This window comes from Acinetobacter sp. ATCC 27244, assembly GCF_000156555.1.
Taxonomy (GTDB): Bacteria; Pseudomonadota; Gammaproteobacteria; order Pseudomonadales; family Moraxellaceae; genus Acinetobacter; species Acinetobacter haemolyticus.
In genome coordinates, this window is the sequence record NZ_GG665966.1 from 1 (window position 1) to 19,574 (window position 19,574).

The following is a 19,574-nucleotide window of genomic DNA, read 5'->3' on the forward strand; positions in this document are numbered from 1 at the left end:
AAAGGTGGGTTTGTCTATTTTATCCGCGAAAATATGCACTTTTTATCGTTCTGAATGAAAAAAGATGCCCGTATTGGACATCTTTTTTATTTTGATTGATCGATTAGGCTTAACTACGGACCACATTGAGGAAATATAAGTGCCGCTCATATTGATCAATAATGTCTTGGATCAAATCTTCTTGTGTCCAGTCCATCACATCATAATTTTGACCACCTTCTCGTAGAAATACTTCAGCTTGAAAGTATTCTCGGTCTTCATCCTCAGCCTCACTTTGCCCCAACATAAAACTAGGTGGCGTGGTTTGATGTGAAAAAACCGTATATTCAAAATTAATTTCCTGATGGTGATCCACACGTAAGCGTAAACCTTGTTCGGTTTCATCAATACTGACTTGTAATTTACGGCGTTTAAATTCAGCTTGTACAGCCTCAAACGCTTTTCTTACTTGTGTCGCAATATATTGCTTGACCTCTTCTTCAGTATGCGGGTAATGCATGATCAAACCTAAACGTTGCTGCCAACTGCGCGGGTTGTTCATCGCTCTCGGTGTTGTTCGTGCCTCGGTCAACATTTTGGCTTTGGTCGCATCAAGATTTAATGCTTTTAATAAACCCCAGCTCATCAGCAACATGATTAACGCAAATGGCAGTGCACTGACTAACATTGATGCCTGCAAAGTTGATAAACCACCAACTAACAACAAACAGATCGTCAGTGTTGCAATCAGCACCACCCAAAATACTCTTTGCCATGCAGGCGTTTCCTCATTTTTGGCAGTTAAATAGTTCACCACTAATGCACCTGAATCGGCTGAGGTCACGAAGAAGAGTAGAACTAGTATCGCAGCCAATAAGCTCATGACACCAGAAAGCGGCAAATGATTTAAAAACTCAAAAAGAGCAACTGATGAATCTTCTTGTACCATTTGCATCAAAGCAATATTGTTTTCTTGCATGATGCTAAACAGTGCGGCATTCCCCCAAAATCCCATCCATACAATCGTGAAGCCTGTTGGAATAAGAATGACCCCAAGAATAAACTCTCGAATGGTACGTCCACGGGATACGCGAGCAATAAACATCCCTACAAATGGAGACCAAGCAATCCACCAAGACCAATAAAATACGGTCCAACCACCAATCCAACCTGTTGACTCATAAGCCTGAAGATTAAAGGTCATCACAAATAGATTTGAAAGGTACTGTCCAGTATTTTCAACCGTAGTACGTAATAGATGTAATGTCGGTCCAACTAAAAAAACAAAGGTAACCAAAACGACGGCAAGGATTAAGTTCAGCTCAGATAAGCGTTTCACCCCCTTTTCTAGACCTGCAAATACAGATAAAGCTGCCAAAATACTGACAAAAATAATCAGCATAATCTGTGTAGATGTGCTTTGATCAAGACCAAACAAATAGTTTAAGCCTGCATTGACCTGTAACACACCAAAACCTAATGAAGTCGCAACACCAAAAATCGTACCAACGGTCGCAAAGGTATCAATTGCATCTCCCCAACGCCCATAAATACGTTTACCAATAATCGGATATAAGGCAGAACGTGTTTTAAGCGGTAAATTATGACGGTAAGCAAAATATGCTAGTGATAAACCTACCAACGCATAAACAGCCCATGCATGTACTCCCCAGTGGAAGAAAGTAATTCTCAATGCCTCTTTGGCTGCTTGCACTGTTTCAGGATCACTATTTGGTGGGGTTACATAGTGCATAACCGGTTCAGCCACACCAAAGAACATCAGTCCGACGCCCATACCTGCAGTAAACAGCATCGCAAACCATGAACCCTTACTATAGTCTGGCTGACTATGATCTGGGCCTAGTTTAATATTGCCACTTGCAGAACAGGCGATATAAACCAAAAGAACAAGAAAAATCGCCACACATAAAATATAGAACCAACTAAAAGAATCGGTAATCCATTGTTTTGCTTGGGCAGATAAACTCTCAAAAATACCTGGGGTAAAGATTGCAAACGAAAGGAATACGGAAATAATCAATACCGTGCTAAAGAAAACATTTCGGTTGACGTTGGACAACCAAGATGATGTTTTGGAATGCATATTTTCTCCATACTATTCTAATAGCTATTGCGTCGCTTCGGCACACTAGAAGACGGAAAGTGAATAATTAAAAACGTCTAAACTATAAAAAAAACTCATCAGAGTTTATAAAAGGAATTATCAAAGCTGTGGGTACAGAAATGATAACTTTCCAATAAAAAACCACTATGTCGGTTATTTTTTAGGGTAACAAAGAATGTACTGAACACCTAATCATCAACCACTTTGCTCACCAATACACTACACATTACTGTGCGTTGATAATCACAATATGACATTTAATCCGTCGTTAAAAAGGCAATAATCATTTTCGCTAATTCTTGTTGAAGTCTTTGTTCTTCAATTAAAAATGTATTTTTACTGGCATAACGCATCATGGTAAATAAAGTACTATTGATAATCACAAAAGATTTATGCTTTAAGGTTTCAAAATCCCACTGGGGATAATATCGCCCAAACAAATACATCCCTATTTCTAGAAAATGTTGTTCCAAAACCTGTGCGGCTTCAGACTCACTATAGGCATGCCAATTTTTTAAAATCTCAATAAAAAAGCCTTGATCAGACTTTAATGTTTCGAAACCAAAGGCAATGCTTAATGTGATGATGTCTTGAATAGAAGCTTGCTCTTGCAAGACCACTAACTGTTTTAAAGCTTGCCCCAAATTTTCACTTTTACGTAATAGCAACTCGGCAATAATTTGCTCTTTATTTTCGAAGTATTGATAAATCGAGCCAACACCAACACCTGATTTTTCAGAAATTTTAGGCGTGGTGACCTGTAGCACCCCATGCTCAGCAATGCATTTTTGAGCACCCTCTAAAATACTTTCCACAATCATTTTGGCACGTTGTTGCTGTGGGCGTTTTCTCATGTACAGCCTCGATTTAAATGCGAATTGAATGCGAATATTTATTCGTATTAAGCTTTGATTAGATAATAATCTGAGGCGTGATGCAATGCTAAATCTAAATAAACCTAAGCGTTTGGCTTCCTATGAAAAAATGGTCCAATCCAGTATCACCAGCAAAGTATTAAGTTATTTAGTTAACCAAGACATACAGCCAAATTATGACGAATATCTGGCACTCAATACAGCATTACAAAGTGGTGACGAACCAATGGATCAAGTGATGCAGTGGATGTTGCAAAACCCCAAACTACACCGTAAGTATTTTGAAACTGCACTTTATGAAGGACTCGATAAACTCCCCCATAACATTCCAGAGCTTACTGATTTTTTTCATTTGGTTGAACAAAAACCAGTTTGGTATGAGCAACATAAAATTGACGCTGCAATCAAATTTACCTATCGACTAGGCATAAATAATGGTTTGATTTTAAGAGATTTATCATTAATGACAGGCTACATGTATCCTGGATTTAATCAGCCATTGATTCTGACAGGTGCATTAAAAAAACAAGCTGGCACTCGTCTTGCTGAAACCACGAAATGGTGGGTGGATATCACTGAACCAGATGGCTTTACACGTTTTGGTAAAGGTTTTACCTCAACGATCTACGTTCGTTTCATTCACGCTCTGGTTCGCCATCAACTGAGAAAGTCAGAAAAATGGGATGCTGAAACATGGGGTCTTCCAATCAATCAATATGACCAAGCAATGACCAATATTGCATTTAGTGGCGTGGTTTTAATTGGTATCCGCGCTCTCGGTATTTTCCCAAATAAACAGGAAGTCGATAGTTTTTTACATTTTTGGAAATATGCAGGCTGGTTAATGGGAATTGAAGAGAAATGGCTGGTTGATCAAGAGCGTGATGGTTGGAAACTCATTTACTGGATGCAGTTTGCTCATCCTAAATCTGATGCGAGCAGTATTTCACTGGGATCAAGCCTTTCCAAAGAACCTTTTGAACGTCAATACCGTTATTTACGTACTTTTCAACAGAAACTCGCCTATAAACAACATTTAGAAATTACCCAGTTTTTTATTGGTCGTAAGAAAATGAAACGCCTTGGTTTAGATGCTCAGTCTGCGTCATGGTTTGCTTACTATCTGATACTTCGTAATCTCACCCTCTATACCAGTGCCAAATATATTGCGCCAATCAACCAATTTCTTGAACGAAATGGACGACAACTACAGAAAACGGGGCTGTCGTTATATCGAAAGCAATCACAACAACTTGCCAGTATGCATCAATAACAATTGAAAAAGCCCTCAATCAATTGAGGGCTCTATCTTTATATCAACATGTTGATTAGTGATCAGATGCACCTGTAGCACCCACCCCAGTCATTGAACGAACATACTGTGCATCAAATGCTTTACGCTCTTTTTCAGCACGTGCTGACTTATCCGTTACAGAGAAGAACCAGCAGCAGAAGAATGAGAGTGGCATCGCAAATAATGCTGGACCGTTGAATGGGTTTGGTGCAGTGTCAGAAATACCCAACGTATCAACCCAAACAGCTTTAGAAAGAATGATGAGGCTGACCGCACCAATCAAGCCTACTAAACCACCGATAACTGCGCCACGTGTAGTCAACCCTTTCCAGAACATAGATAACACTAAAATCGGGAAGTTTGCACAACATGCAACCGAGAATGCTAAACCGACCATGAATGCAACGTTTTGTTTTTCGAATAAAATACCAAGTACCATCGCAAAAACAGCTAAACCTAAAGTTGCAATTTTTGACATACGTAGCTCAGATGCAGGCGTAGTTTTCCCTTTTTTGAATACGTTTGCATAAAGATCATGTGAAATCGCTGATGCACCTGACAGAGTTAATCCAGCAACCACCGCTAAAATTGTGGCAAAGGCAACCGCTGAGATAAAGCCCATGAATAAATCGCCACCGACGGCATCACTCAGATGCACCGCAGCCATGTTATTCCCACCCATCAACTCTAACTTTCCAGTAACTGCCATTTTTGCAACATCAAGGAATTGCGGGTTGTTGGCAACAAATAGGATTGCACCAAAACCAATGATAAAGGTTAAAAGGTAGAAGTAACCAATGAAACCTGTGGCCACTACAACCGATTTACGTGCTTCTTTCGCATCTTTAACGGTAAAGAAGCGCATTAGAATATGTGGTAAACCAGCCGTACCAAACATTAGCGCAAGACCCAGTGAAACAGCATCAATTGGATTTGCTGTCAACGAACCAGGACTCATAATTCTTAAAGCTTCATTCCAGCTTAAGTTATGCGCTTGACCATAGGCTTCAATCGCTTGATTGAACATATTGGTAAAGCTGAACCCAACACCTTTCATCACCATAAAGGCCATGAAAGTTGCACCGCTTAGTAACATCACTGCTTTAATGATCTGTACCCATGTCGTCGCCAACATCCCACCGAACATGACATACGCCATCATCAGTAAGCCAACAATCACTACCGCAACATTATAGTTCAGACCAAAGAGTAGTTTAATTAACTGACCCGCACCTACCATTTGTGCAATCAGATAAAATGCAACCACCACCAATGAACTCATTGCCGCAAGAGTACGTACAGGCTTCTCTTCCAGACGGAAAGACACCACATCTGATAAATTATATTTACCTAAATTACGTAAACGCTCGGCAATTAAGAACAATACGATGGGCCAACCGACCATAAAACCAAGTGAGTAAAGGAGACCATCGAAACCTGACATGAAGACCATGGCAGAAATACCCAAAAACGATGCGGCAGACATATAGTCACCAGCAATCGCCAAACCATTTTGGAAACCGCTAATACCGCCACCCGCAGTATAGAAGTCTTTAGCAGATTGAGTTTGCTTTGCGGCCCACTTGGTAATGAATAGCGTTAAACCAACAAAAATTGCGAACATTATAATCGCATGCCAGTTGGTTGCTTGTTGCTCTGCCGCGCCCAAATCAGGTCCTGCAAATGCAATACTTGAACAACAAAAACTGATCACCGCGAAAAGTTTTGCTGTAAATGACATTCCTTTCATCTTAGTGCATCCCTTTTTCATGCGTAATCGCCTCAACTTCCTTGAGTGCTTCTTCGTTTAATTGATCAAGTTTATTATTGGCAATATAGGAATAGACACCACATAATAAAAATGACAACACGATGATGCTCAAACCAAGGGGGATACCTACAGTGGTTACTCCTCCGCTAAATGAGCTTCCTAAAAATTCTTTGTTGTAGCCGACCAAAAGCATAAAACCGACATAGATAAACAGCATAATTCCTGTGAGCGTCCAGCTTAAGATGCTTTTCCTTCTCACCATTTCCTTAAATTTTGGATTTCGTAGAATCTGATCTACTTGTGAATCATCCATAACCAACTCCTTATTTTTGTGTCCGACCATGGACCCCTTTTTCTCTACGGGATTCTTCACTATCCAAGTTAGCAAGTTTATGATGATGCCGTAACTTAGACTTTGGTCGCTACAAACGCATTGATACGCATCTCCAAGCCCGTGCTTCGGGTATGATAAAAAATGGAATTTGATCACGTGAGCAATATGAACAGTTGGCTTATTCTTGGCATACTCGCACTTTATATTGCGCTGTTATTTGGCTGTGCTTTTTTTGGAGAAAAACACGCCAGTCGCCTCAGTGCGCGTGGTCGAATGCTGCTATTCAGCCTGACCTTAGGGGTATATTGTTCATCTTGGACATTTTACGGAGCAACAGGTGCAGCTGTCCGTGATGGAATCCTGTTTCTACCCATTTATCTTGGGCCCTTATTATTTATTTGGTTTGGTTATGATATTTGGAAACGTTTAGGACGTATCCGACAGTACCATTCCATTTCATCCATCGCTGATTTCATTGCTGCTCGCTACGGCAAAAGTGGTCGTTTGGCAGCCTTAGTGACGATATTGGCAGTAATCGCGATCGTACCTTATCTCGCCCTTCAGCTCCATGCGATTGCCTTAAGTGCGGCAGTAATTTTAGAACCCAACTCACAAATTCATACCACGACCAACAGTGTCTTGATGCTTACAGCGCTGTTAGCCATTTTGGCAATGATTTTCGGAACACGTCATATTGCAAATACCGAACAACACGGTGGTCTCATGCTTGCCGTCGCGTTTGAATCTTTTGTCAAATTGTTTGCTTTACTCTGTGTTGCTGGATTTTTCTTGTTGCAGTCACCTGAAAACATTAAACAGGTCAGCCATGATGTATCGCAGCATTTTTATAATGTACAGCAACTCGGTGTACCTGAAACCTTCTGGGTTCAAACTTTACTTGCTGCCCTTGCGATGATTTGCCTTCCACGCCAATTTCATGTTGCTGTGGTTGAACTTCGTGATGAAAAGCATATTCATGGCGCACGACTCTGGTTTGCCATCTATTTAATTTTAACAACACTCGCGATCATCCCTATCGCGAGTTGGGCTTTAAATGCCCTTCCTGAATCATTGGGTACCTCAGATATTGCTGTTTTAGCATTACCACTCAGCTATCAACAAGATTGGCTGGCTCTTTTAGCTTTCTTGGGTGGTTTTTCCGCATCCACAGGGATGTTGCTGGTTGCATCAGTCGCACTTTCCATCATGCTGAGTAACGATTTGATTATGCCTGCACTTTGGCATTTCAAAGTGATTTCTCGACATGATCCTCAGCTCCCCAAAGTGCTTAAGCTAACACGGCGTATCAGTATTCTGAGTGTCATGTTACTTGGCTTTTTATTTTTTAATTTCTTTAATGATATTAATCAACTTTCAGTATTTGGTCTTTTAGCATTTAGTGCCGTAGCACAGTTCGCCCCTTCTCTCATCGGCGGATTATATTGGCGTGGTGCGAGTCGCCAAGGCGTCTATGTCGGATTGATCGTTGGTTTTTTCATGTGGAGTTATACTCTACTTTTTCCGACCTTATTACGCAGTCTGCCTGAAGATTATCAGAACATTGCCCAACATATCTTGTTGTTTGGGCCGTTTGACATTCATAGCCTTCGCCCTGAAGCGCTACTCGGTTTTGAGTCGTTTGCGCCATTAACACACGGTGTGCTTTGGTCTTTAGGCTTGAATCTCATTTTATATATCTGGATTTCAAGACTTTACCGCCCAAGTATTGCCGAACAAATTCAAGCTGAAAGCTTCTTTTACTATGAAACCAAACCCGTGGCTTCTACACATGCAACTGTAGATCTGAATGACTTACATCAAAACGCAGCTCGACTCAAAGTTGGAGACTTATTGGCACTTGCCAAACGCATTACGGGAGAACGACCAACCAACCAAGCCTTCCAACAATTCTGCGAACAGAACCACATTGTTTTAAATGAAAATCATGTCGCCAATGGTATGTGGTGGCGGTTCACTGAACAATATCTCGCTGGCATTATTGGAGCAGCCTCTGCACGAACTTTATTGACCACAGCACTCATCAATAATGGTTTGGCCTTGGGACAAGTGGCCAATATTTTGGATCAGGCCTCACAATGGCAACGTTTTAATCAAAACCTGTTGATGACCATGATTGATCACATGACACAAGGTGTAAGCGTGGTCGATAAAAATATGTGTTTGGTTGCTTGGAATAATCAATATTTAAAACTGTTTGATTATCCCAAAGATCTGGTTTATGTCGGTTGCCCGATTGCCGATTTGATTCGTTATAACGCAGAACGTGGTGAATGTGGCCCCGGTCCTGTTGAAGAACATGTACGTAAACGCCTTCACTGGATGAAGGTTGGAAGTGCACATGAGTTTGAGCGAATTCGTAAAGATGGGCGTGTCATTCAAATGCGAGGCAATCCGATTAAAGGCGGTGGTTTTGTCACCACCTTTGCAGATATTACAGCCTTCCGTACCAATGAAGCGGTACTCGAAGAACGTGTGCATGACCGAACCCAACAACTTGCAGATGCACTGAAAGAACAACAATTAGCACTCGAGCAAGCCGATAAAGCCAATCAATCCAAAAGCCGCTTCCTTGCCGCAGCCAGCCATGACTTATTACAACCTATGCATGCTGCACGGTTGTTCAGTACTGCATTAGAACAAAGCGTACATTCAGCCGAAGACCAACAAACACTACAACAACTTGATCGCGCCTTATATGGGGCGGAGAGTATGCTGTCTGCATTATTAGATATTGCTCGATTGGAAGGTGGGACGATTCAGCCTAAACGTCAAACCTACGCACTACATGATTTACTCAGCGATCTTGAACTGCAATTTAAATCGATTGCCGCTCAACGAAAGATTCAGCTCCATGTTCACGATACAAAATTTTGGGTCGATACGGACCCACAATGGATGCGACGTATTATCCAAAACTTTGTCAGTAATGCACTGCGTTATACTGCCCAAGGTCGTGTCGTGGTCGGTGTTCTACGTTCAGCTCAGCGTCCACATCATATCCGGATTGGTGTATGGGACACAGGTCCGGGCATTAATGAACAACAAAGAATCAAACTTTTCCAAGAGTTTGAGCGCTGTGGACATACCTCACCTTGGGGAGAGCAAGGACTAGGGCTTGGCTTAGCAATTGTCCAACGCATGACTCATTTATTGGATTTTCCAGTCTATGTGTACTCTGAGTTAGGCAAAGGTTCCTGCTTCATGATCGAAGTGCCTTTGGCCGAAGCTAAGAAACCTCATCTCGCACCGACACAAAACACGGCGCTACAGCATACTGCTTACAAGGTACTGTGCTTAGACAATGATGAAAACATACTAGAAGGTATGCGCACACTGCTCGGTAAATGGGGCTATCAAATTTTCACTGCCACCGAACCAGTTGAGGCACTTAAATTGATTGAACAAGAAGATATCCAAGTCTGGTTGATCGATCAGCATTTAAACCATGACCAACTCGGCTTAGATTTTATTGAGCAACATCGACCTGCCCATGTACCTGTTGCCCTGATCACCGCAGATTCAGATCCTGAATTACCGCAACGACTCAAAGAGCAAAATATTGTGCTACTTCGAAAACCCTTGAAACCGGCTGCTTTACGGGCATGGTTATCAGGATTAAAAATTATGCCGATGTAACCAAATGTGTGACTGATTTGACATGACTCATGTTTCGAAAGGAGGATCTTTCCACAAACTAGCAAAATATTTTGCAACATAGGCGGAAAGCATCAAAACAATTGGATTTAGCTAATGATTAAGTGACCAAAACGCTCAAAGCTTTTTTGACTATGGCAAAAATGTTCACTTACATTACAGAACATTTGTATATTTATTTACAATTTATCATCCTATTGTTTTCATTAGACTTTAACTACAAAAATCAATATATAAGACTTTAGTCGTATTCTACTTGCTTTCTGAATAACGCATAAATTTATGCGTATCAAGAGGAACCTAGGTTCATGTTTTGGGTTTCTCATTATTATCAGAAAGGACATTGAGCATGAATCAGCAGCCTACATCAGAACTTCGTTCACAACAATTTTATCGCCAATACAGTGCCAATGCGTTATTACCACAATTGGACTGGAAAGCGATTTTTGTACACAATAAATTAGATGACGCGCATATACGTGCACTTGATACGCTTTATCAAACAGCAATTCCTTTGGCTTTAAAGGTCTTTGATGAATTGAATTTTGATGTATTTGCACCTGCTGCATACCAGCCTCAGGGACTTGGACTGTTTGAAAAGCTCGCTCAACAGGAAGAATTGTTTTTAAATACATTAGAAACTGAATCAGCACATCTCGATGAAGAAACACGATATCAGATGTGGAGTATGTTATTACGTGGCGGTGCGGTACTCGTCTTTAAGGCATGGCTTGGTCATGTTAAAGCAGGCGCTAACCAACTCGATCGTACTCAATTTGATGAGCTTTCAGATTTATTGTTCATCAAAACACGCCCTGAACAATTGGCACAACATTTAAAAATTCGTAGCACAACTGAATTTGGACATATTTTCTTGATGTATGAAAATGATGTATTCCTAGATCATTTTAATAGCTTAGAAACAGCTGCTTTGTTTGTTGATCTGGGTGTTTATGATGCTGCATTCTTAAGTCTACGTGATGATCGTGTCGCCGAATATCTCAAAGCCAAAGGCTATGTGACCCAAGAACAAATCGATGACTTGCAATGTGCATTGAATCCATTGTATTGCGATAGCTTAATGCCAAAACAAGACTGTTTGGCTTAGATTTTAAAAACAAGGTGGAAATATCCACCTTGTTTTTTTGTTGCTTAGAACTTCATGCTCATGCGCATCCAATAGTTTCGTCCAATATTATTGAACTGTTCACTGGCACCATAACCAAACATCGAAGCGCCTGCTTTATTAAGATGCTCGGTATAAGTTTTATCTAGAAGGTTATCAATACCAACCGAAACATCCATTGCCTTGGTTAATTGATAACTACCGTTCACTGCTAATGTATTAAACGCCTTGCTTTCATTCATATCATAACCCACCACATTCCCTTCATTTAGGCTGATACGATTCTGCTTAGCGACCACACGCCACAATAACCCCAAGCTATACTTATCCTCGACATAACGAAGATTAATACGTCCTTCTAAAGGTGCAATTTGTGGCAAGGCACGATCATCAGAGGTATTTTTTCCCCAAGCATACATGGTGGATACATCCGCTTGGATCTGATCATTAAATTGGTAACCTACACCCGCTTCTACCCCAGCAATCGTTGCATCCACATTACGCGCCAAAGGCTGTCTCTTAGCTGGTGTATTATATTCCAACAAAATAAAGTCTTTGATTAAGCCGGCATAAGCAGAAGCCCAAGTGTTCCATGCACCATGTTCTGTTTGAAAACCAACATCCAGTTGTGCTGTCCGTTCATTTTTGAGATTGTTTAAATTATCAAGCATACGGTAGGTAGTTTTCCCCTTCATATCGGTTGCTCCAACCCCACGATTTGTTGAAGTACTATACAGCTCCCAGAAATCAGGGCTGCGTTCCACATAACCCAGACCTGCATAGGTTTTTACACCATGTTCAGGTACAGCTTTTTCGATACGGATAAAACCACTTGCCAATGTATCACGGCGATCTTTACCATTTTTCAAGTTATCAATTTTGACTTGATCAATACGTGCACCTGCAACTAGTTTTTGATCAGAATCAAGATTGTAGGTCCACTCGCTAAACCCACCATAAGACTGGAATTTTAAATCTTCAGCATAAGGTGAATTCATTGACGGCATGGAATACATCACCATGTCCCCACCATGTTTATTATGCTGTGTGTCTACGCCTGAAATGACACTAAACTTATTCCAATCAGTTGTTACGGCGAGACGCGTATTTAAGGTTCGGCGATCAACACGCATCGACATTTTGTTGGGTACAGTCATGTCCATACCATGCATTTCCATTGTCGTCATGGGTGGTGTACGCAAGCTAAAATTATCCATGATGTGATCGTTATAACTATAATCCACTTGGGCTTCGATCTTTTTAATCACCTCATTTAGATTCTTTCGTTCAGCATGTAAACCAAGGCTTTCTCGTTTAAATTGCGAACCATCCATACTACGACCCGCATAGGCTGCTTCGCCATCGCCCTTACCAGCACGCAATTCCAACCATGAATCCTGTGTCGGTTTCCAACCTAAGGCGAGATCAGCATTCCAACGCTCCCAGTTAGAATGAACGGTTTGATCATCACCATCTTTATAGTTATCGGCTACAGAGCGATTGGCATTCAAACGTGCATATTTCGTCTCATCCCCAATTGCGGCTTCGACATTATGATCTAAACGTCCATATGACCCTGTCACCACACTCGCCTGCCCACGATAAGGTTGATCTTTGCTGAGACTCTCTAGTTGACGCTCAAAAATCACCGTGGCAGCCGAACCTGGTGTTGCATACCGTACTGTTTGTGGTCCTTTAATCACGGTAATTTTGTCAAAGCTTTCAGGCTGAATATAAGAGGTTGGGGCATCCATACGACTCGGACATGCCCCTAGATTTTCACTACCATCAACGAGCATTTTAATCCGTGAACCAAACATTCCACGGAACGTTACATCACCATTGGTTCCCCCATTTTTAATCGCATTAAAACCCATAATGCTTTGTAAATAATCTGCCCCATCTGTTGCTGGCACAGGTTGGATGGGCTTCTTCGGATCGGCCTGTACCACCAAACCATTGTTTTGATTGGGTTGTTGTGCGGTGACGACAATCGGTGCAAGTATCACTTGAGCCGTTTGAGATTGTGGTTGAACTTCAGCATTTGCCCATACCATCGCGGCATTTGAGGCAGCAAGAATCGCAACCGTTAATGGTTGTAATAAAAATTTAGGTTGAGCCATGATTGGTCTCTCTTAAAAACATAAGTAAAACTGGGCTAGAGTTATGCAAACCCTAATAAAATAAAGTTTTAATTTATGCTGAAAGAGGTGGAGCCCGCCCTTGGGGCAATAAGAACAATCGTTGTAGTGCAAAATAAACATGCTTAAAAGCTTGCTGATATGCAACTAAACGGATTTGAATCCGAACTAAAACCTCTTTGATGCCAAGCTCAGGTGGCAAGATCAAGTTGGCATAAACGGTACAATATTGGCATTGATGATTGGGATCGTGGTGATCGTGCTGTGACACCGATGCCTGAGTCTGATCAAACTGATGACCATGATGCGAAGAGTGTTGCGTATGTTGATTATGCGCTGTTATGACTTTCGGTAGTAGCAACGCCTGTGTAATCGTTTCACAGACAGGTGCAATCTGATATTGCTTGGGCAGTAATGGCTGCAAGAATACCGCAATCTGTAAACAGATCGCGGCAAATGCAAGCAATAACCCACAGCGAAACAAAGAGAACATCTTCAAATGATTTTTACAGTTTAGCGTTTAACTGCAACTTTCTCTTTTTCACGTTGACGAACCACTTTTTCGACCTTTTCACGCGCACGTTGGCGTTTTAGTGGTGATAAATAATCAACAAAAAGTTTGCCATTTAAGTGATCCATTTCATGTTGGATACAAACAGCGAGAAGTTCGTCAGCTTCTAACTCAAATGCTTGACCTTCAAGGTTAATTGCTTCGATTTTTACGCGTGACGGACGCTCAACTTTATCGTATATTTGAGGCACAGAGAGACAGCCTTCTTCATAAGGCTGCGTTTCTTCAGTCAGCGGAGTGACTTTGGGGTTAATGAACACCATCGGTTGGTTTTTCTCTTCAGAGAGATCCATAACAATAAGCTGAATATGATGATCAACCTGAGTTGCCGCTAAACCTATACCCGGTGCCTCGTACATGGTTTCAAGCATATCTGCTGCAAGCTGACGAATCTCATCAGTGACTTCTTCGACTGGCTTGGCAATGGTACGAAGGCGGGGATCAGGGAAACTTAGAATAGGTAATAAGGCCATACTGACATCCTCAACTTATGCCGTTGATCAGAAAACCGACTGAAGGGAATGCTTGATCAAAAAAAATTGTGTGTAAAGTCGTTATTATAGCGCAACTACACACATAATTTTTAGGAATTATGATAATGAAAAAGGTTTTAAACGGCATACAATCATTTCATGCCTTGGGGTTAAAAAAACAACTGATTGCCGCTGCAATATGTGCAGGACTAGGCATGAGTGTCAATCTTGCACATGCTGCAAGTCCGAACGTTAGTCCACCCTCAGTAAAAGTGGGTGCACCACACGTTTATGTGGTCAAAAAAGGCGATACGCTTTGGGACATTTCAGGTAAGTTTTTAAGTAAGCCTTGGCGTTGGCCTGAGATTTGGGCAAGCAATAAGCACGTTAAAAACCCACATTGGATCTATCCAGGCGATCGCTTATTGCTTTGTAGTTTGAATGGCAAACCATTGGTGGGTAAAGATGAGGGAGATGGCTGTGCGGGTATTATTCGCCGTTATACAGGCAACACCTCAACATTACGCCCACAGGTGCGTGTCGAAGCACTCAACAATAGCATTCCAGTTATTCCACTGGCGCACATTCAACAATGGCTCGAGCGTACCTCGGTTCTTCCAGCTGATGCAATTGCGCATACACCTTATATCCTGGGTACAGCCGATCAACGTGTACTCGCTGGTAAAGGTCAACGTGTTTATGTTCGCGGTAACGGTATTGAAAATGGTCAACGCTATGGCGTATTCCGTGAAGGTGAACCGTACACCATTCTTGATGAACATGGCAAAAAGCAGGTCCTTGGCGTTGAATTGACCCAAGTTGCTTCAGGTGTTGCCATTAGCACTGAAAAGGATATTACCACTGTTGAGTTAACCGATAGTTATAACGGTGAAGTTCGTCGTGGTGATCGTGTCATGCCTGAACAAGATGCCATGTTACCAACATTGTTCTACCCAACCGATGCAAATCAAGTCACTGATGGCGGTAAAATCATTCGTGTCATGGGTTCAATTGGTACAGCCGCTAAAAATGGTGTTGTCACCGTCGATCGTGGTACAGCTGATGGGATCGAAATCGGACAAGTATTTAATGCTTATCAAGACGGCGAAACAGTAAAAGATCCGAAAACGAAAGAAAATGTCAAATTACCAGGACAGTATGTCGGTAGTGTGATGATCTTTAAGAGCTTTGACCGTATCAGCTATGCGTATGTGCTTGAAAGTGAGTTACCAATAAAAATGGGCTCAAGTATCAAACCACCTCGTTTAGATAACTAAGTAGATGGCATATGTTGAACCAATTATTACCTCACCATTACTCTACCGTGCTGGTGTGGTATTTGGTTCAACATTCACTTTCTAGCTTTCAAAAAATTGTCGACTATTTTGGCAATTGCGAACAGGCCACCCAAACTGAGCGCTTCCCTGAATGGCAACAACTGGGTTTACATGCCAATCATTTAAAACGTTTAGCTGAATTTCAAACACCTGACGGGCAACAACAATTTGCTCAGTTAGTAAAATTAATCTGTCAACATAGTGATTTTATTTTAACACCCCAAGATATTGGCTATCCGACACAACTGCTCCCTTACTCAGACCATCCACCGATACTTTTTGGACAAGGGAATCCACACGCTTTATTACAGCCACAAATCGCGATGGTAGGAAGCCGCAAACCGAGTCCTCATGGGCGCCAAGTCGCTTATGATTTTGCGTATTATTTAAGTGAAAAAGGTTTTTATATTAGTAGTGGTCTAGCCCATGGTATTGATCATGCTGCACATCAAGGTGGATTGGCTCATCAACGTACCATTGCTGTTGTTGGAACAGGATTAGACCGTGTCTATCCAGCTCAACATGTACAACTAGCCCAGCAAATTGCACAGTCGGGTGCTATCATCTCCGAGTTCCTTCCCTCCACTATGCCTTTACAACAACATTTCCCTCGTCGAAATCGTATCGTCAGTGGCTTAAGTCTTGGTGTGGTTGTGGTTGAAGCTGCAATAAAAAGTGGTTCTCTTATTACTGCCAATCAGGCGGCTAGCCAAGGAAAAATGGTGTTTGCGATTCCTGGGCATATTTATAGTGAACATCATCAAGGCTGTCACCAACTCATTCGAGAAGGTGCAATCTTAGTCGATCATCCTGAGCAAGTAATCGAGGACTTAGCCTTACCTACTCAATGGCAATCTGAACAACAATCCTCAGAAAAATCCTCAAATGCGGCCCCAAACCTTCCCTCACACTTGGTTGGTCTATATCAATGTTTAGACTGGGTTGGGCAAGACATAGACCAACTCACACAACAACAGCAAAGCAATATTGCTGAGCTTACTTCACACCTCATGGAACTTGAGCTATTAGGTTTATGTACACAACAAGGCGGACGCTATTTACGTTGTCGTCCAATGCTTTAAACTAAGCGATGTCTCCTCCTTTTTTCGTATACATAACATGATTACCTCCTCTGTTGCTGATGCAGCTCAACTTTTAAAACAAGGACAAGTACTCGCCTATCCCACTGAAGCCGTTTGGGGGCTAGGTTGTGATCCATTCAATGAACAGGCTTTTCAAAATGTCCTTGAATGCAAGCATCGTCCAATTGAGAAAGGTGTCATTCTATTAGCGGGCTGTATCGAGCAAGTAGAGCATTTATTACAAGACCTTGAACCCGCGATTCGGCATCAGGTGATTAATAGTTGGTCAGATCGTGTTGAAACAGAACGCGCAACGACATGGCTATTACCCGCAGACCAACATATTCCGACATGGATCAAAGGACAACACCCTTTAGTCGCGGTGCGCGTCACTACACATCCATTATGTGTCCAACTTTGTCACCATTTTGGTGGATTTGTTGTGTCTACCAGCGCTAATCCTGCTGGGTTAGCACCAGCTCGCAGCTTAGAGGAAGCACATAACTACTTTGGTCATTCCCTACATTACTTAGCAGGCAATTTAGGCTTGAGTCAAGAACCGAGTCGGATTCTCAATGCGTTAACAGGTGAAGTTGTTCGCGCCTAAAATAGGCAAAAAAAAGCTCAGTTATATAGGGATAACTGAGCATAAAAAGGATGTGTATAATCACATCCAGAGGGTTCGAAAATTCGGTCAGCAAATAAAAAATGTATCAATTTGCTTCGGTGTTTATTATGGCGGAATCATCTCATTTATACAAATATATTATTCTCCTAACAAAAAATGTGAAAAGCATACCATTTTTGTCACCTTTAGATTTTCAATAAAATTATATTTTTATTTTTATTGAGCTTTTTTTTGATGATAATTTTAGCTGTTCTTCAAAATATACTTGTAATATCAAATAGAAAGAATCGTCTTCATACCAAATAAAATGCGCGTTTGTCTATTTTTTATACAAACACGCATTTTATTTACATCTTAAGTTGTCGATTCTAACGCACGAGATGGCAGTTTTAGGCTTTTTTTCTGTGCCAGAATAATCCCAACCAAGATCATAAAACCACCAATACTATGATAAATTGTCCAGCTTTCCGCTAACCAAAAACTCGCGATAATTGCTGTAAACACTGGCATCAGATTCATAAAAATACTGGTTCGATTGGGTCCAATGACCTGAACAGCCAACATCCATAGCAAAGGCGCGATTAAGGACGGAAAGACGCCTGCATAAATTACACTTGCTGCATTTTCAGCATTGATCCAGTCCAGCCCAAACCAAAGTAAAAATGGCAGGTGGTATACCAATGCAAATCCGATTTGAACATATAAACTGGTCATGAGCGGCAGCTTTAACTGCCACTTTTTAAGGAATACACCATAAAAAGCATAAAATCCAACTGCAAGTACCATCACAGCATCACCCCAATGCCCGCCCTGCATAAATAAGCTGGAAATATGACCTTGCCCCATGACATAAAGCAATCCAGCAAATGACAGTACACTTCCTAAAATCGCAAATCGATTTGGGCGATCTTTTAAAATCAGATATGAGATAAAAATGGTAAAGATAGGAACGAAAGCATTGACGATTCCCATATTGGTGGCGGTGGTATAATGCGCTGCCGCGTAGGACAAACCTTGATATAGCACCATACCAAAAGCACTTAATACCGCCAATTTTGGAATAAGAGGGCGAATCAAAGCGCGTTGCTGCCAAATTTTAGGTAACATAAACGGCGTTAATATCAGAAATGCCACCAACCAGCGATAGAAACTAATACTAACTGGTGAAATATAATCAGCAACATAGCGGGTTACTGCAATATTCAGCGACCAAATCAACACCGCAATCAATGGCAATACAAATGCCCATTTCTGATATTTAGATAACTGACCCATCAGTTTGTCTCACCTTATTACAACCATTCAAATATTGTGAGAGATGTCCAAAATAATTGAAATATCGTATATCAGACATTTATATCGCGCTTTAGACATCGATCATTCGAATAATTCCCATGTCCGCATCGCATGCTCAACCACTTTATGTAATTGGGTGACCGTTGCACCATCCCGCGCTTGCATGGTTAAGCCTTGTAACACCGTGGCATAGAAATCAGCCATTTCCGTTACGGGTGCAGTTGCTGCCAAGTCACCCTCGGCAACCCCCTGTTGCAGACGTTCTAGTAGTCTTTGCTTGGTTTTTAAACGTTTTTCTAAAATATTATGCTGAATTTGTTGTGCATTATCCGAACAGTTAATGGTCGCCACCACCAACATACACCCTGTTGGTTTATCTGGCTGTGCTAAACGTTGTACATTGTCATAAAGATAAAGTTCGAATGCCACTTTAGCAGTCTTTGCTTCTAAGAAGATCGCTTCAATAGGACAAGCCTCATGCGCCAAATAATAATCAATACATTTATAGAAAAGCCCCGCTTTATCACCAAAACTACTATATAAACTTGGTGCAGTCAGCTCCAATGCTTGTGTTAAGTCACTGACAGATGTCGCTTCATAACCATGTTCCCAAAACAACAACATTGCTTTTTCTAAAACCTGTTGTTCATCAAAGCACTTTGGACGTCCACGCTTTTTTTTGAGCGTGTCGTCACTCGGTGTTATTAGAGAATCATCTGCATGGGTCATGGCAATCACAAATATTTTTATAACGATCACTATTAAATTAATTGACGCCATCGCTTTTATCAACTATTTTATTTTTTAACGATCGTTATAAAAATTCAATCTTTTTCGATTTTATTGTTATCTATCTAACAATAAAGG

15 protein-coding genes are annotated in these 19,574 nt (G+C 41.3%); 6 read left to right on the forward strand and 9 right to left on the reverse strand.

Features of this window, described 5'->3' with window-relative positions; genetic code table 11:
• Positions 1 to 109: 109 nt before the first annotated feature.
• The gene (locus tag HMPREF0023_RS14275; protein ID WP_005092474.1) at positions 110 to 2,083 is read right to left on the reverse strand and encodes a BCCT family transporter; all 1,974 of its coding nucleotides are present in this window, start codon (positions 2,081 to 2,083) and stop codon (positions 110 to 112) included.
• Positions 2,084 to 2,361: 278 nt separating this feature from the next.
• Positions 2,362 to 2,958, reverse strand: a complete 597-nt coding sequence (locus tag HMPREF0023_RS14280) for a TetR/AcrR family transcriptional regulator (RefSeq protein WP_004637514.1) — start codon at positions 2,956 to 2,958, stop codon at positions 2,362 to 2,364.
• Between the two features lie 85 nt (positions 2,959 to 3,043).
• Between HMPREF0023_RS14280 and HMPREF0023_RS14285 the strand changes: the two genes are divergently transcribed.
• Positions 3,044 to 4,252 (forward strand): oxygenase MpaB family protein, encoded by a 1,209-nt coding sequence (locus HMPREF0023_RS14285; RefSeq protein WP_004637513.1) that lies wholly within the window; start codon positions 3,044 to 3,046, stop codon positions 4,250 to 4,252.
• A gap of 55 nt (positions 4,253 to 4,307) precedes the next feature.
• Here the strand turns inward: HMPREF0023_RS14285 and HMPREF0023_RS14290 are convergent, their stop codons facing one another.
• Entirely contained in the window at positions 4,308 to 6,023 is a 1,716-nt protein-coding gene (locus tag HMPREF0023_RS14290; RefSeq protein ID WP_017394442.1) for a cation acetate symporter, read from the reverse strand.
• Between the two features lies 1 nt (position 6,024).
• Complete coding sequence (locus HMPREF0023_RS14295) at positions 6,025 to 6,357, reverse strand: DUF485 domain-containing protein (RefSeq protein WP_004637510.1); 333 nt, start codon at positions 6,355 to 6,357, stop codon at positions 6,025 to 6,027.
• Positions 6,358 to 6,543: 186 nt separating this feature from the next.
• On the opposite strand from HMPREF0023_RS14295, the gene HMPREF0023_RS14300 reads away from it, so the two are divergent.
• The gene (locus HMPREF0023_RS14300) at positions 6,544 to 10,035 is read left to right on the forward strand and encodes a PAS domain-containing hybrid sensor histidine kinase/response regulator (RefSeq protein WP_161419219.1); all 3,492 of its coding nucleotides are present in this window, start codon (positions 6,544 to 6,546) and stop codon (positions 10,033 to 10,035) included.
• A gap of 367 nt (positions 10,036 to 10,402) precedes the next feature.
• The gene (locus HMPREF0023_RS14305) at positions 10,403 to 11,161 is read left to right on the forward strand and encodes a hypothetical protein (protein ID WP_008942433.1); all 759 of its coding nucleotides are present in this window, start codon (positions 10,403 to 10,405) and stop codon (positions 11,159 to 11,161) included.
• Between the two features lie 44 nt (positions 11,162 to 11,205).
• Here HMPREF0023_RS14305 and HMPREF0023_RS14310 read toward each other — a convergent pair whose 3' ends face one another.
• From HMPREF0023_RS14310 to def, 3 genes are all read right to left on the reverse strand, one after another.
• Complete coding sequence (locus HMPREF0023_RS14310) at positions 11,206 to 13,302, reverse strand: TonB-dependent copper receptor (protein ID WP_008942434.1); 2,097 nt, start codon at positions 13,300 to 13,302, stop codon at positions 11,206 to 11,208.
• 73 nt (positions 13,303 to 13,375) lie between these two features.
• Positions 13,376 to 13,813, reverse strand: coding sequence for a DUF2946 family protein (locus HMPREF0023_RS14315; protein WP_008942435.1), 438 nt, complete (start codon positions 13,811 to 13,813; stop codon positions 13,376 to 13,378).
• A gap of 20 nt (positions 13,814 to 13,833) precedes the next feature.
• Positions 13,834 to 14,364, reverse strand: coding sequence for a peptide deformylase (gene def / locus HMPREF0023_RS14320; protein WP_004637502.1), 531 nt, complete (start codon positions 14,362 to 14,364; stop codon positions 13,834 to 13,836).
• A 125-nt stretch (positions 14,365 to 14,489) separates the two neighbouring features.
• Between def and HMPREF0023_RS14325 the strand changes: the two genes are divergently transcribed.
• Genes HMPREF0023_RS14325 through HMPREF0023_RS14335 form a run of 3 tightly spaced genes read left to right on the forward strand, consistent with a single transcriptional unit; the run spans position 14,490 to position 17,390 of the window.
• The gene (locus tag HMPREF0023_RS14325; RefSeq protein ID WP_005092484.1) at positions 14,490 to 15,641 is read left to right on the forward strand and encodes a LysM peptidoglycan-binding domain-containing protein; all 1,152 of its coding nucleotides are present in this window, start codon (positions 14,490 to 14,492) and stop codon (positions 15,639 to 15,641) included.
• 11 nt (positions 15,642 to 15,652) lie between these two features.
• Positions 15,653 to 16,783, forward strand: a complete 1,131-nt coding sequence (gene dprA / locus HMPREF0023_RS14330) for a DNA-processing protein DprA (protein ID WP_017396659.1) — start codon at positions 15,653 to 15,655, stop codon at positions 16,781 to 16,783.
• Positions 16,784 to 16,820: 37 nt separating this feature from the next.
• On the forward strand, positions 16,821 to 17,390 hold the full coding sequence (locus tag HMPREF0023_RS14335; RefSeq protein ID WP_005085670.1) for a Sua5/YciO/YrdC/YwlC family protein: 570 nt from the start codon (positions 16,821 to 16,823) through the stop codon (positions 17,388 to 17,390).
• Between the two features lie 375 nt (positions 17,391 to 17,765).
• Here HMPREF0023_RS14335 and HMPREF0023_RS14340 read toward each other — a convergent pair whose 3' ends face one another.
• Complete coding sequence (locus HMPREF0023_RS14340; RefSeq protein ID WP_005085672.1) at positions 17,766 to 18,686, reverse strand: DMT family transporter; 921 nt, start codon at positions 18,684 to 18,686, stop codon at positions 17,766 to 17,768.
• Between the two features lie 102 nt (positions 18,687 to 18,788).
• Positions 18,789 to 19,436 (reverse strand): TetR/AcrR family transcriptional regulator, encoded by a 648-nt coding sequence (locus HMPREF0023_RS14345; RefSeq protein ID WP_017396658.1) that lies wholly within the window; start codon positions 19,434 to 19,436, stop codon positions 18,789 to 18,791.
• Positions 19,437 to 19,574: the final 138 nt, after the last annotated feature.